At 62.2% G+C, this 13,806-nt stretch carries 11 protein-coding genes; 10 read left to right on the top strand and 1 reads right to left on the bottom strand.

Going from position 1 to position 13,806, the window contains the following annotated elements; translation table 11 throughout:
• Positions 1-323 precede the first annotated feature (323 nt).
• The 7 genes from ACM6IV_RS10175 to ACM6IV_RS10205 all read left to right on the top strand — a co-directional run bounded on the left by ACM6IV_RS10175 (position 324) and on the right by ACM6IV_RS10205 (position 7,789).
• Positions 324-677, top strand: a complete 354-nt coding sequence (locus ACM6IV_RS10175) for a hypothetical protein (RefSeq protein ID WP_414869848.1) — start codon at positions 324-326, stop codon at positions 675-677.
• A gap of 269 nt (positions 678-946) precedes the next feature.
• Positions 947-1,906 (top strand): AAA family ATPase, encoded by a 960-nt coding sequence (locus ACM6IV_RS10180; RefSeq protein ID WP_007913915.1) that lies wholly within the window; start codon positions 947-949, stop codon positions 1,904-1,906.
• Positions 1,907-1,911: 5 nt separating this feature from the next.
• The gene (locus tag ACM6IV_RS10185) at positions 1,912-2,856 is read left to right on the top strand and encodes a DUF58 domain-containing protein (RefSeq protein ID WP_414869849.1); all 945 of its coding nucleotides are present in this window, start codon (positions 1,912-1,914) and stop codon (positions 2,854-2,856) included.
• A complete protein-coding gene (locus tag ACM6IV_RS10190; RefSeq protein WP_414869850.1) occupies positions 2,853-3,350 on the top strand; it encodes a DUF4381 domain-containing protein in 498 nt (165 codons plus the stop codon). Before ACM6IV_RS10185 ends, ACM6IV_RS10190 begins: the two co-directional genes overlap by 4 nt.
• Positions 3,343-4,422 (top strand): vWA domain-containing protein, encoded by a 1,080-nt coding sequence (locus ACM6IV_RS10195; RefSeq protein WP_414869851.1) that lies wholly within the window; start codon positions 3,343-3,345, stop codon positions 4,420-4,422. The genes ACM6IV_RS10190 and ACM6IV_RS10195 overlap by 8 nt, the downstream gene beginning before the upstream one ends.
• Positions 4,419-6,155 carry a tetratricopeptide repeat protein gene (locus ACM6IV_RS10200; RefSeq protein ID WP_414869852.1) on the top strand — a complete coding sequence of 579 codons (1,737 nt, stop codon included), beginning with the start codon at positions 4,419-4,421 and terminating at the stop codon, positions 6,153-6,155. The genes ACM6IV_RS10195 and ACM6IV_RS10200 overlap by 4 nt, the downstream gene beginning before the upstream one ends.
• On the top strand, positions 6,152-7,789 hold the full coding sequence (locus tag ACM6IV_RS10205) for a BatD family protein (RefSeq protein WP_414869853.1): 1,638 nt from the start codon (positions 6,152-6,154) through the stop codon (positions 7,787-7,789). Before ACM6IV_RS10200 ends, ACM6IV_RS10205 begins: the two co-directional genes overlap by 4 nt.
• Before the next feature lie 129 nt (positions 7,790-7,918).
• Here the strand turns inward: ACM6IV_RS10205 and ACM6IV_RS10210 are convergent, their stop codons facing one another.
• Entirely contained in the window at positions 7,919-8,110 is a 192-nt protein-coding gene (locus ACM6IV_RS10210; protein ID WP_414869854.1) for a hypothetical protein, read from the bottom strand.
• A gap of 223 nt (positions 8,111-8,333) precedes the next feature.
• Between ACM6IV_RS10210 and ACM6IV_RS10215 the strand changes: the two genes are divergently transcribed.
• The 3 genes from ACM6IV_RS10215 to ACM6IV_RS10225 are packed head-to-tail and all read left to right on the top strand — an operon-like array spanning position 8,334 to position 13,797.
• On the top strand, positions 8,334-9,578 hold the full coding sequence (locus tag ACM6IV_RS10215) for an exonuclease SbcCD subunit D C-terminal domain-containing protein (protein ID WP_414869855.1): 1,245 nt from the start codon (positions 8,334-8,336) through the stop codon (positions 9,576-9,578).
• Positions 9,575-13,216 carry an AAA family ATPase gene (locus ACM6IV_RS10220; protein ID WP_414869856.1) on the top strand — a complete coding sequence of 1,214 codons (3,642 nt, stop codon included), beginning with the start codon at positions 9,575-9,577 and terminating at the stop codon, positions 13,214-13,216. Before ACM6IV_RS10215 ends, ACM6IV_RS10220 begins: the two co-directional genes overlap by 4 nt.
• A complete protein-coding gene (locus tag ACM6IV_RS10225; RefSeq protein ID WP_414869857.1) occupies positions 13,213-13,797 on the top strand; it encodes a glutathione S-transferase in 585 nt (194 codons plus the stop codon). The genes ACM6IV_RS10220 and ACM6IV_RS10225 overlap by 4 nt, the downstream gene beginning before the upstream one ends.
• The last annotated feature ends 9 nt before the right edge of the window (positions 13,798-13,806 follow it).

Here is a 13,806-nt window from a genome sequence, read left to right on the forward strand (position 1 = left end):
TGTCAGCGCGGCCGACAATGCCTTTACGGGTGCTCATCCGTTGCGCAGCTTAAAGGGTGCGACAATGTGTCTGCTTGCGGTGCTGCGACATATTCGGTCATTGGCACGTAAACCAAGGCTTTGGCCCCCGGTAACACTAGCAGTCGTGGCGCAAAATGCTGGTCTGAATGCCCGTTTTTACGGTACATGCGTGCCAGAAATGACCATTGACCCACGTCGCGTTCACGACACATCCTCTGACACTCTCACATGCAGAAATTCCCGAGGACTGGCAGAATCGCGCCCATTAGCGACCGACACGCCCCTCGAGGCAGGAATTGACCATGCAAATGACCACCGCCCTACTGATCGTCAACCCGTGCGATGACGAAGAAGACAACATGGCCATGCTCTGCTGCCACAGCGACAAGGGCGAGATGTTTCTGATGAGCCGCTACCCGGACGAGGATGAGCTGGAGATCACCCTGGATGGCGAGCCTTCTACGCTGGACGGGGTGAAAGTCACCTTGAGTTCGAATCTGTTGAAGATCGAGATCGCGGCGGCGGATGCCGATGCGTTGAACGGGGATGATGTGCTGGAGATCAGCTTTAACCCCGATATGGTGGATCTGGATGAGGTTGTCGAGACCTTGACGAACATCCTTGATGGGACGGGTACCTTCATTAACGAAGTTTGATGGTGTCCGGCCTGGCCCCATCGCGAGCAGGCTCACTCCTACAGGTCGGTGTACGACGATCCATTGTAGGAGTGAGCCTGCTCGCGATAGGGCCAGCACTGGCAACCAATCACTCCCCCGCTACAAAAATCCAACAAATCCCCCAGTCATTTCCCGCACTTTGCGCAAAATGCCGTTAGTCGCCACCCCCTGCGATGGATTAAAGTAACGCCCCCAGCCCCGGCGTTATCCGAACGCCTGTGGCCACCCCTTTCCAGGAACAGTCACCGATGGAACATCGTGAAGCGCTGCTGGCGCTGCGAACCTTTCTTTCAACGCAGATTCTCGGCCAGGAAAAACTCATCGAGCGTTTGCTCATCGCCCTGCTCGCCGATGGCCACATGCTGGTCGAGGGCGCTCCGGGTCTGGCCAAGACCAAAGCGATCAAAGAGCTCGCCGAGGGCATCGAAGCCCAGTTCCATCGCATCCAGTTCACCCCTGACCTGCTGCCGGCCGACATCACCGGCACCGAGATCTATCGCCCGGAAACCGGCAGTTTCGTGTTCCAGCAAGGGCCGATCTTCCACAACCTGGTGCTGGCCGACGAAATCAACCGTGCCCCGGCCAAAGTGCAATCGGCGCTGCTCGAAGCCATGGCCGAGCGTCAGGTGAGTGTCGGCCGCAGCACGTACGAGCTGTCTCCGCTGTTTCTGGTGATGGCCACGCAGAACCCGATCGAGCAGGAAGGCACTTACCCGCTGCCGGAAGCGCAGCTCGACCGTTTCCTGATGCACGTGAAAATCGGTTTCCCGGATGCCGCCGTCGAACGCCGCATCCTCCAGCAGGCCCGTGGTGAAGCGCTGAACGGCGAAACCAAGCCCGAGCGCCGCGTCAGCCAGCAGGCGATCTTCGCCGCGCGCAAGGAAATCCTCGGTCTGTACATGGCCGACGCTGTGGAGGAATACCTCGTGCAGCTGGTCATGGCCACGCGCAACCCGGCCAAGTTCGACCCGGAAATGGCCGAGTGGATCGCCTACGGCGCCAGCCCGCGCGGCTCGATCGCCCTCGACCGCTGCGCCCGCGCCCACGCGTGGCTGGCCGGTCGCGACTTCGTCAGCCCGGAAGATATTCAGGCTGTGCTGTTCGATGTGTTGCGTCACCGCATCATTCTGTCGTTTGAAGCCGAAGCCGCCGGCATCGATCAGGATCGGGTGGTGCAGCGGATTCTCGACGTCGTAGCCGTCGCTTGACCCCCATGAACGCCCCCCTGCCGTCCGAACCGGGCATCCGCGTCAGCCTCGCCGAGCTGATCGAGATGCGCCACCGGGTGCGTGAAGTGCAGCTGTTTTCCACGCCAAGTCAGCGCAGCCCGCTGATCGGCCTGCATCACTCGAAATTCCGTGGCCGTGGCGTCGATTTCGACCAGGTGCGGGTCTATCAGGCCGGTGATGATGTGCGCACCATCGATTGGCGAGTGACCGCACGTACGCAAGAGCCGCACACCAAGCTGTTCCATGAAGAGCGCGAACGGCCGATTTTCATCATGGTCGAGCAAAGCACGCGGCTGTTTTTCGGTTCCGGACTGATGTTCAAATCAGTACTCGCGGCGCAAGCGGCGGCGTTGATCGGCTGGGCCGCGCTCGGTCACAACGACCGCGTCGGTGGACTGGTGTTCGGCGACAACGAGCACTACGAAATCAAGCCACGGCGCAGCAAGCAGAGCCTGCTGCAATTGCTCAACCGTCTGGTCAAGGTCAATCAGTCGCTGCACAGCGAGCGTGAGCCGGATCGCGATGCGTTTGGCGTGGCCTTGCGCCGTGCCCGCGAAGTGCTGCGCCCGGGCAGTCTGGTGATCGTCATCTGCGACGAGCGCGCGTTGTCTGACAGTGCCGAACAACAACTGAGCCTGCTCTCGCGTCATTGCGATTTGCTGATGCTGCCGCTGTCCGATCCCCTCGATCACGCCCTGCCCGCCGCCGGGCTGTTGCGCTTCGCCCAGCGCGGTGCGCAACTGGAACTCGACACGTTGAATTTCGAGCTGCGCCAGACCTATCGCGCCCAGGCCGAAGCGCGCATCGCTCGCTGGGAATTGCTTGCGCAAAAACTGCGAGTGCTGCTGATGCCGCTGAGCACGCAAAGCGAGATGGTCGAGCAGATGCGTGAGTTCCTTAATCCGCAGCGTCCGGGGACCGGTCGATGAACGGCCTCGAACAACTGCAACCGCTGATCTCACCGCCACCGATTGCCTTCTGGCCACCGGCACCGGGTTGGTGGCTGCTGCTTCTGTTGCTGCCGCTGCTGGGTTTCGCCGTGTGGAAGCTGCGGCGTTTCATTCCGGTGAAGAAACGCCCGGTCGTGCGCGCCGAACAGCCGCTCGACCCGGTGCGCATCGCCGCCCTCGCCGAACTCGCGCAGATGCCCAAACCCTACGACGGTGCCCCGGCCGGGGCCTGGCTGCAGCAACTCAACGGCCTGCTCAAACGCCTGTGCCGCAACCACTATCCCTACAGCCAGAGCCACACCCTCAACGGGCGTAAATGGCTGGCGTTCCTCGACAACCGCTGCCCGGCGGCGGGCCTGACGCGCTGGATGGTGCTGGTCGAAGGCGCCTACAAGCCAGAGTGCAAACTCGATGACAAAGCCATCGCCGGCCTGACCCAGGCCGTCGACACGTGGATTCGCAAACATGTTTGAGTTCGCCTGGCCATGGATCTTCGTGCTGCTGCCGCTGCCGTGGCTGATGCGTCTGGTGCTGCCGGTGGCGGACAGTGGCGAGCCCGCGCTGAAAGTCAGCTTTCTCGCCGATCTGGAAGGCCTCGCCCGCCGCCGCGCCAGGGCCAATCTGCCGGCGTGGCGCCAACAAGCGCCGTTCATGCTGTTGTGGCTGTTGCTGCTGACCGCCGCCGCACGCCCGCAATGGCTCGGCGAGCCGCTGCCGATTGCCGCCAGTGGTCGCGATCTGCTGGTGGCGGTGGACGTGTCCGGCTCGATGGATTTCCCCGATATGCAGTGGCAGGACGAAGAAGTCAGTCGCCTGTCGCTAGTGCAGCATCTGCTCGGCGACTTCCTCGAAAGCCGCGATGGTGACCGCGTCGGCCTGATCCTGTTCGGCAGCCAGGCTTATCTGCAAGCGCCGTTGACCTTTGATCGCCGCACCGTGCGCGTCTGGCTCGACGAAGCGCGCATCGGCATCGCCGGCAAAAACACTGCGATCGGCGACGCCATCGGTCTGGCGCTGAAACGCCTGCGCCTGCGTCCGGCGCAAAGTCGCGTGCTGATTCTGGTGACTGACGGCGCCAACAACGGCGGCGAAATCAATCCGCTGACCGCAGCAAAACTGGCGGCCAGGGAAGGTGTGAAGATCTATCCGATCGGCATCGGCGCCAATCCCGAGGACAGCGGTTCGACCGGCCTGCTTGGGGTCAATCCGAGCTTGGACCTCGACGAACCGGCACTCAAAGCCATCGCCGAAGTCACCGGCGGCCAGTATTTCCGTGCCCACGATGGCAAGGAACTGCAAGCGATCAAGGACACCCTCGATCAACTCGAACCCGTCACTCAACAACCCACGCAGGCGCGCCCGGCGCAAGCTTTGTATCACTGGCCGTTGGCGCTCGCGCTGTGGTTGAGCCTGTTGCTGGTCTCCCGTGAATTGTGGCCGGACAATCCGTTGCAACGGCTGTTCACCAAGGAGCTGTATCTGCAAAGTCCGCTGCCTGACTGGCGCGAGCGCCTCAAACGCCTTCGTTTGCGGAGGCGCCGATGATTGCGCTCTGGCCGCACTGGTTTCGTCCCTGGTGGCTGTTGCTGTTGCCGCTGCTAGGCTGGCTGATCTGGCAACTCTGGCACCGACAGAAACGCGCCGGGCGCTGGCAGATGATTCTGCCGCCGGCGTTCCACGCCGCCCTGCTCAGCGGCGGCAATGGTCGCGACAGCAAACTGCCGTGGGTTGCCCTTGGCGTGGCGTGGTTGCTGACCCTTCTGGCGTTGCTCGGGCCGAGTTGGGAACGCGTCGAACAGACCAGCCAGAAACCTGCCGATCCGTTAGTGGTGGTGCTGGAGCTGACCCCGGAAATGCTCGCCACTGATGCACCGCCGACGCGACTGGAACAGGCACGACGCAAGCTCTTCGATCTGTTGCAGGCGCGTAGCGATGCGCAAACCGCGATCGTCGTTTACGCCGGTAGCGCGCACACACTCGTGCCGCTTTCCGATGACCTGGCGACCAGCCGCAATCTGCTCGACGCGCTCAAACCGTCGCTGATGCCGGAAAGCGGCCATCGCGCCGATCTGGCGGTGAGCAAGGCGCTGGCCCTGCTGAAACAGGGCGCGCTCGGTCAGGGGCGGATTCTGCTGATCGGCTCGTCGCTTGATGAAGAAGAACGCCAAGGTATTCGCCGCGCACTCAGCGGGCAATCAGCGCAGTTGTTGATGCTCGGCGTCGGCACTGCCGAAGGTGCGCCGATTGCCCAGGAGGACGGCAGTTTCCTCAAGGACGAACAAGGCGCGATACGCGTGCCGCAACTCGACAGTCCGGGGCTGGCGGCCTTCCTCAATAGCGTCGGCGGCGAATACCACCCTGCCCGCCTCGACGAAGCGGATCTTGGCGCGCTCGGCCTGCTCAACGGTCCGCGCAGCTTGCGCGACGACGGCCAGACCGTGCGTCTGGATACCTGGGCCGATCAGGGTTACTGGCTGCTGTTGCCGCTGTTGCTGCTCGCCGCTTGCGCCGGGCGGCGCGGCTGGTTGTTCTGCCTGCCGCTGCTGTTTTGCTTGCCGCAGCCGAGCTACGCTTTTGACTTTGAGGATTTGTGGTTGCGTCCCGATCAACAGGGCCTGCACCTGCTCAAACAGAAGCGCCCGGCCGAAGCCGCGCAACATTTCGACGATCATCAGTGGCAAGGGGTGGCGTTGTACGAGGCCGGCGACTACAGTGGCGCCGCCCAGCGCTTTGCCGAAGGCAGCGACGCTCGCGCCCACTACAATCGTGGCAACGCCCTGGCAAAAAGCGGTGAGCTGGAAGCAGCAATCGATGCCTATGAACAGGCGCTGGAACTGCAACCGGATTTGCGTCCGGCGCAGACCAACAAGGCTTTGGTAGAGAATCTGCTGAAGCAGAAGCGCACGCCGCCGCCCGCCGAAGCGGAAAACAAACCGGCCGAACAGCGTCTGCCCGGCGACGAACCATCGCCCGCGACCGCACCGCCACCGGCGGTCAACAGTGAAACCCAGAGCGAGGCGCAACCCGCCGAGTCGGCCAGCGAACCGCCACCGACCACGCCGCCGCAGCCAGGCCCCAACGAAATACCGGGTAGCGACGAGGAAGAACAAACGGATACCGTGCCGACGCTGCGCCCGAGTGAAGACAACCTCGAAGGTGAGCAGCGTCAGGCGCTGGAACAATGGCTGGGCAAGATCCCGGATGATCCGGGCGAACTGCTGCGACGCAAATTCTGGTACGAACAGCAACAACATCAGGATCAGGAAAACACTCGATGACCCGCTTCACCGCTCTCTTGCTGCCCCTGCTGCTCTGCACGGCCACCGCCCAAGCGGCCGAGCTGACCGCCAGCGTGGATCGCAGTCGCCTCAATTCCGGCGAGACGGTCGAGCTTACCCTCGAAACCAGCGACGTCACCCAGTTCGGCAAACCCGACCTGACCGCGCTGGAAGCGTTGTTCGAAGTGCGCGGCACGCGGCAGGTCAACCAGCTCAACACCCTCAATGGCGACAACCGCGCGACCACGCGCTGGATCATCACCCTGCTGCCGAAAGAGAACGGCAGCGTGGTGATCCCGCCGCTGCAACTGGGCGATGCGCAGAGCCAGCCGATCACCGTGCAAGTGATCGAAAGCGACACCCGCGAGAACAAGAACAACCTTGATCCGGTGTTCATCGAGGCCAGCCTCGACCAGTCCAGCGTCTATGTGCAGGCGCAGGCGATCCTGACCCTGCGCATCTTCCATTCGGTGTCGCTGTACGACGACAGCAGCCTGACGCCGCTGCAAATCGCCGATGCGCGCATCGAGCAACTCGGTGACACCCGCACCTACGAAAAAGACCTCAACGGTGTCCGTCATGGCGTGATCGAAATGCGCTATGCGATCTACCCGCAGCACAGCGGTTTGCTGACCATTGCCCCACAAACCTTCAGCGCCACACTGGTCGATACGCAGCCGTCGCAGGACGCGAATGCACAGGGGCCGAAACCGGGCAAACTGATGCACGTCAGTTCCGCCGAAATCCCCCTGACCGTCAAACCCAAACCCCTGACCTACCCGGTCGACGCGCCGTGGCTGCCGGCGCGCAGCCTGAGCCTCAGCGAAAGCTGGAACCCGGAGCCGGAACACACGCAGGTTGGCGATTCCCTGACCCGCAGCCTGACGTTGAAAGTCGAAGGCCTGGCTGCCTCGCAATTGCCGGCGCTGCCCGCCACCGACGTCAACGGCCTGCGCCGCTACCCCGATCAACCAGTGCTGAGCAACCAGAGCACCGAGCGGGGCATTGTCGGCAGCCGCGAAGAGCGCGAAGCCTTGGTGCCGAGCCGCAGCGGCGCCATCGATTTGCCGACCGTGGATGTGGTCTGGTGGAACACCTTCGAAGACCATCTGGAACACAGCAGCTTGCCTGCGCGCACCCTGCAAGTGGCCAACAACCCGAGCCTGCAAGTCGACACGCCGGCCGGCAATCTGCAAGTGAGCGTTGTCGATAACGACGTGTTGTGGTGGTGGAAACTCAGCACCCTGATCCTCGCCTGCACCACCCTCCTCGGCTTCGGCCTGTGGTGGCGCGCGCGCTGGCAACCCGCCGTGCACCGCGCCGCACAAACCGGCCCGAGCCCGCGCACGTTGATGGATGACATCAAACGGGCGAGTCAGGCCAATGACCCGCAGGCGACGCGGCAGGCACTGGACGCGTGGGCGCGGCAGCAGCCGGAAACCCTGGCGGACATGGCGGCGCGGTTTGTGCCGTTGTCGGATGCGCTGGATGGGTTGAATGGTGCGCTGTACAGCGAAACGGCGCAGCATTGGCAGGGTGAGGATTTGTGGCGGGCGATCCGCACTATTCCGACGGCGGAGCGGGTGCAGGATCCGGTGGGTGATAGTGGATTGCCGCCGCTTTATCCAAAGTAAAAGAGCAAAAGATCGCAGGCTTCGGCAGGTCCTAAAGGGGGTATGTGCAGGAGTTGCCGAAGGCTGCGATCTTTTGACTTTGAGACATCTGACCCAATCGATCTTCAATTAGTGTTGGAAACATAAGGATCAACACCCCATATAAATGGCTGTCTGAAGAATTGCATTCGGTCCGGGCGCATCTTTGCGCAGCAGGAGTTCCAGATCATCCTGGGCATAGGCAAACGCTTGCTCCGCACGAAATCCCCAGTCATCCATTGCCAGAGAATAAAGCCCTTTAACCATGCCTCTGGCCTGATTGAACAAGCTTTCAACCCGCATTTCCGTTGTCCTCCGGTTTCAACCAACGGCGAATCACCCCCGCAGCCAAAATGACATCAATATAGTGGCGCGATGGTAAGCAGCGCGTTTCAGCGCGTCAATTGAGCCATTCACCGCGATCGCGCAGAAGCCCTCCCGCCGCAATAATCTGTAAACTCTCCCCTCTTTCGCCGCCCTTCATTTCCCCGCGGCCATCACCTCTTTAAATGCACCGGAGTCCACCTTGCGTCTGTTCCACACCTCCGACTGGCACCTTGGGCAAAACCTGCACGGCCAGGAGCGCGATTTCGAGCACGCCTGTTTTCTCGAATGGCTGCTGCGCCAACTGCAACTGGCGCAGCCGGATGTGCTGCTGATCGCCGGGGACATCTTCGATACGGTCAATCCGCCGGTCAAAGCCCAGGAACGCCTCTACGATTTCATCGTCAGCGCCCATGAACAGCAGCCGTTGCTGACCATCGTGATGATTGCCGGCAACCACGATTCCGGCTCGCGGATCGAGTTGCCCGCACCGTTGATGCGCCGTTTGCGCACCCATGCGCTGGGTCGGGTGTTGTGGCTGGATGACGGGCAACTGGATGCCGAGCGCCTGCTGCTGCCGCTGCCGGATAAAACCGGCGAAGTCGCCGCGTGGTGCCTGGCGCTGCCGTTCCTGCGCCCGGCGGAGGTGACTGGCGCGCACCTGGGCGACAACTATTTGCGTGGCATCGGTCAGGTGCACGAGTGGCTGATCGAAGCGGCCAACGCCAAGCGCAAACCCGGTCAGGCGCTGATTGCCATCAGCCACGCGCACATGGCCGGCGGTTCGGTGTCGGAAGATTCCGAACGCAGCCTGATCATTGGCAACGCCGAAGCCCTGCCCGCCAGTCTGTTCGGGCCGAGCATCAGCTACGTCGCCCTCGGTCATTTGCACAAGCCGCAGAAGGTCAACGGTGAAGAGCGCATTCGTTATAGCGGCTCGCCGATTCCGTTGTCGTTCTCGGAGATTGGCTATCAGCACCAGATTCTCGACGTCACCCTCGACGGCGAAACCCTGGTCAGCGTCGAGCCGAAACTGATCCCGCGCTCGGTCAACCTGCAACGCATCGGCCCGGCACCGCTGGCGGAGATTCTGCTGCAACTGGCCGATCTGCCGAACATCGACCTGCTCGCCGAAACCCAACGTCAGCCATGGCTGGAAGTGCGCGTAACCCTCGACGAGCCGCAGCCGGATCTGCGCCACCAAGTCGAAAGCGCCCTGCAAGGCAAAGCCGTGCGCCTGGTGCGCATCGCCGCCGAATACGCCGGCAACCGTGGCGCTGACGGCAGCGATGACGGCAGCGCGCTGATCGAACTCGACCAACTCACCCCGCAGGAACTGTTCAGCCGCGCGTGGCTGGATAACTACGGCAGCGAGGTCGATGAGCAGACGCTGAAGGACTTCGCCGAACTGCTGCAAGACGTGCAACTGGAGGGCGAGCAGCCATGAAGATTCTCGCCATTCGCCTGAAAAACCTCGCCTCGCTGGCCGGGCCGTTCGAGATTGATTTCACCGCCGAACCGCTGGCCAGCGCCGGTTTGTTCGCCATTACTGGTCCGACCGGCGCCGGTAAAAGTACTTTGCTCGACGCCTTGTGCCTGGCGCTGTTCGGCGCCGTGCCGCGCCTGAACAACACTGGCCGCGACGCCAAAGTCCCGGATGCCGACGGCGAAATTGCCACCGGCGACCCGCGTACCCTGCTACGACGCGGCACTGGCGAAGGCTACGCCGAAGTGGATTTTGTCGGTGTCGATGGCCGTCGTTATCGGGCGCGCTGGGAAGCCAACCGCGCCCGCGAGAAGGCCGGCGGCAAGTTGCAGGCCAGCCGTCAGAGCCTGCGTGACATCGATCAGGATCAACTGCTCGCCAGCCAGAAAGGTGAATACAAAACCCAGCTGGAAGCCGCGCTCGGCCTGAACTTCGAACAGTTCACCCGCGCCGTGCTGCTGGCGCAGAGTGAGTTCAGCGCGTTCCTGAAAGCCGACGACAACGACCGCAGCGAACTGCTGGAAAAACTCACCGACACCGCGCTGTACACCCGCCTCGGCCGCCGCGCCTTCGACAAGACCAAAGAGGCCCGCGAAGCACACAAGCTGTTGCAGGATCAGGCCACCGGCGTCACACCACTGGCGCCCGAAGCCCGGGCCGAGCTGGATGAGCGCTTCAACGCCGCGCAACAGCAAATGAAGTTGCAGCAGGCCCAGCTCAAACAGCTTGAGCAACAGCACGGCTGGCTCAAGGATTTGCGTGTGTTGCAGGACGCGCAGCAAGCCGCCGCCGAGCAATTGCACAGCGCGCAACAGCAATCGGAGAGTCTGGCCGGCGAGCGAGTGAAGCTGACGCGACTGGAGCAGCTCGGCCCGCAGCGGCACCAGTTCGCGCGCAAAAACGAACTCGATGCCCTGTTGACGCCACTGGCTGCGCAAATCGCCGCGCACACCCAGCAACACGCCGAACTGACTGAGCGCCAGACGCAACTGGAGCAAAACCTCGAAGCGGCAAAAGTCGCCCTCAGCGAAGCGCAGCAACGACAAAGCGCAAACGCGCCGCTGTTGCGTCAGGCTTTTGAAGAGCAAAGCACCCTCGCCCGTCTGGCCAGGGAGGTCGCGCAAAGTACCGAAGCCAGGCTCAATGCGCAGCAGGCTTGCACCGAAGGCCAGAACGCCATTCAAGCCATGCTGGCAAAGCAGAGCCAGGTCGCCGAACGCCTGCAGCGCATAGCCGCCGAACTTGAGCAAAGCGCTCATCTGGCGCCGCTGAGTGATGCGTGGAATGCCTACCGCGATCGCCTGCAACAGTTGATGTTGATCGGCAATCGCTTGAACAAGGGGCAGGCCGAGCTGGCGAGCCTCGAAGAAAACGCCACCCGCAGTGCCGCAGAGCTGACCACGCAGAAACAGCAACTGGAAGTGCTGTTCAAGGAAGCCGGCGCCGAACCGGATGCAGTCGCCGAGCAGATCGGCCTCCTCGGCACGCTGCTGCAGGACAATCGCAAACAACTGCGCGCCTTCGAAGACCTGTCGCGCCTGTGGGCCACGCAACAGGATCTCGACAAACGCAGCAGCGAGCTGCAACAGCGCCAGCTCAGCGCCCAACAGGAACGCGAGCGGCTGACTCAGGACGGTGTGAAAAGCAAAGCCGATCTGACCGTCGCCGAGCAAACCCTCAACGTCACCCGCGAACTGCTTGAGCGCCAGCGTCTGGCGCGCAGTGCCAGTGTCGAAGAGTTGCGTGCGCAGTTGCAGGACGATCAACCGTGCCCGGTCTGTGGCAGCAACGAGCACCCGTATCACCAGCCCGAAGCGCTGCTGCAAAGCCTCGGTCGTCATGATGAAAACGAGCAGGCCAACGCCCAACAGGTGGTCGATCAGCTCAAGGAAAAACTCATCGAACTGCGCGCCGAAGTCGGTGGCGTCATTGCTCAGCAGAAAGAACTGCTGCAACAGCAAGAACAACTGGCCACTCAGCAGCAAGCGTTGGCGCCTAGCCTCGATGCGCATCCGCTGTCCGCGCAGTTGTTCAATCAGGACGCTGGCCAGCGCGATGCCTGGCTCGCCCGGCAAAACGAGCAGCTGAACCAGAGCATCACGCAGGACGAACAACGCCAGAGCGCCCTGCTCACCTTGCAACAGGACGCGGCGCGCCTGACCCAGCAATTGCGCCACGCGGAAACCGCACACCAGCAAGCCGCGCAGCACCTGAGCAATCAGCAGCGCGAGCTGAGCAGCGACCGTCAGCGCCTCGACGAAGAACTCAGCGCATTCGGCAATCTGCTGCCAGCGGACACCCTTGAAGCCCTGCGCCAGGAACCGGCGGCGACCTTCATGGCGCTGGACCGGCAGATTGCCGAGCGTCTGGCGCAGGTCGATCAGCAGAAAGAAGAACAGGCCGAGCAGCAACAGCGGCAACAGACGCTGGAGAAAGAACAGGATCGCCAGCAGACCCGCGCACAACAGTTGCTCAGCGCCGAACAGCAATTCACCGCACTGACTGAGCAACAGCAAGCCTGCCAGCAGAAACTGGCGCAATTGCTTGGCGAACACAGCAGCGCCGAGCACTGGCAGCAGCAACTTGAGCAAGCGGTGGAACAGGCGCGCAACGCTGAAACCGGCACCGCGCAGGAGCTGCAAAACGTGCGCACACAGCTCGTGCAGATCGCCGCCGAACTCAAGGCACAGCAGGAACGTTCGCAGGCGCTGCACAGCGAAGATCAGGATCTGGCCGGCAAAATTGCCGACTGGCGCGCCCGTCATCCGGAGCTGGATGACGGTGGCCTCGAAGATCTGCTGCGGGTCGATGACGCGCAAGTCGTCGAACTGCGTCAGCGCTTGCAGCACAACGAAAAAGCCATCGAACAGGCGAAGGTGTTGTTGCAGGAACGTGACAAGCGCCTGCTCGATCATCAGGCGCAGCACAACGGCAACCTCGATGCCGAACAACTGGCCAGCGCCCTCGCCGATCTGCAGAACCAGTTTGCAGTCAGCGAGCAGCAGTGCGCCGAACTGCGTGCCGAACAGGTCGAAGACCAGCGCCGACAGAACGCCAATCAGGCGCTGGCGCAGCAGATTGCCTCGGCGTATGCCGAGTATCAACGCTGGGCGCGCCTGAGTGCCTTGATCGGCTCGGCCACCGGCGACACCTTCCGCAAGATCGCCCAGGCTTACAACCTCGACCTGCTAGTGCATCACGCCAACGTGCAACTGCGCCAACTGGTCAAACGTTACCGCCTGAAGCGTGGCGGCAGCATGCTCGGCCTGTTGGTGATGGACACGGAAATGGGCGACGAACTGCGCTCAGTGCATTCGTTGTCCGGTGGCGAGACGTTCCTGGTGTCGCTGGCTCTCGCTCTGGGCTTGGCGTCAATGGCGTCGAGCACGCTGAAAATCGAATCGCTGTTTATCGATGAAGGTTTCGGCAGCCTCGATCCGGAGTCGCTGCAACTGGCGATGGATGCACTGGACGGCTTGCAGGCGCAGGGCCGCAAGGTCGCGGTGATTTCCCATGTGCAGGAAATGCACGAACGGATCCCGGTGCAGATTCAGGTGCAGCGTCAGGGCAACGGGTTGAGCACACTGGAGGTGAAATGAACACGCTGTATTCCTTCCGCCGCTGCCCGTACGCGATGCGGGCGCGGATGGCGCTGCGTTATTCGGGCGTACCAGTGGACATCGTTGAGGTCAGCCTCAAGGCCAAACCGGCAGAGATGCTGGCGATCTCGCCCAAAGGTACGGTGCCGGTGCTGGATGCGGAGGGTCGGGTGATTGATGAGAGTCTGGAAATCATGCGCTGGGCGCTGGCGCAGAATGATCCGCAGAACTGGCTGCTGGCAGATGACGCGCGGATTGCGGAATTGATCGAAACGAATGATCAAGTGTTCAAGGTGCATTTGAATCGCTACAAATACGCCGAGCGCTATCCGGAGCAACCCATGGAAGTTTATCGGGCTGAAGGGGCGTTGTTTTTGCAGAGGCTGGATGAGCTATTGGCGGATAGTGATTACTTGCTGGCCGATCACCCCAGCCTGGCGGATATCGCCCTGCTGCCGTTTGTTCGACAGTTCGCGCATGTTGATCGCGAGTGGTTTGCGCAGACGCCTCACATCCGCTTACAGGCGTGGTTGCAGCGCTTCCTCGAATCCGACCTGTTCACCTCGATCATGAAGAAATAATCCAATGCA

It is taken from the genome of Pseudomonas sp. IT-347P (genome assembly GCF_949768005.1).
In the GTDB taxonomy this organism is placed as follows: domain Bacteria; phylum Pseudomonadota; class Gammaproteobacteria; order Pseudomonadales; family Pseudomonadaceae; genus Aquipseudomonas.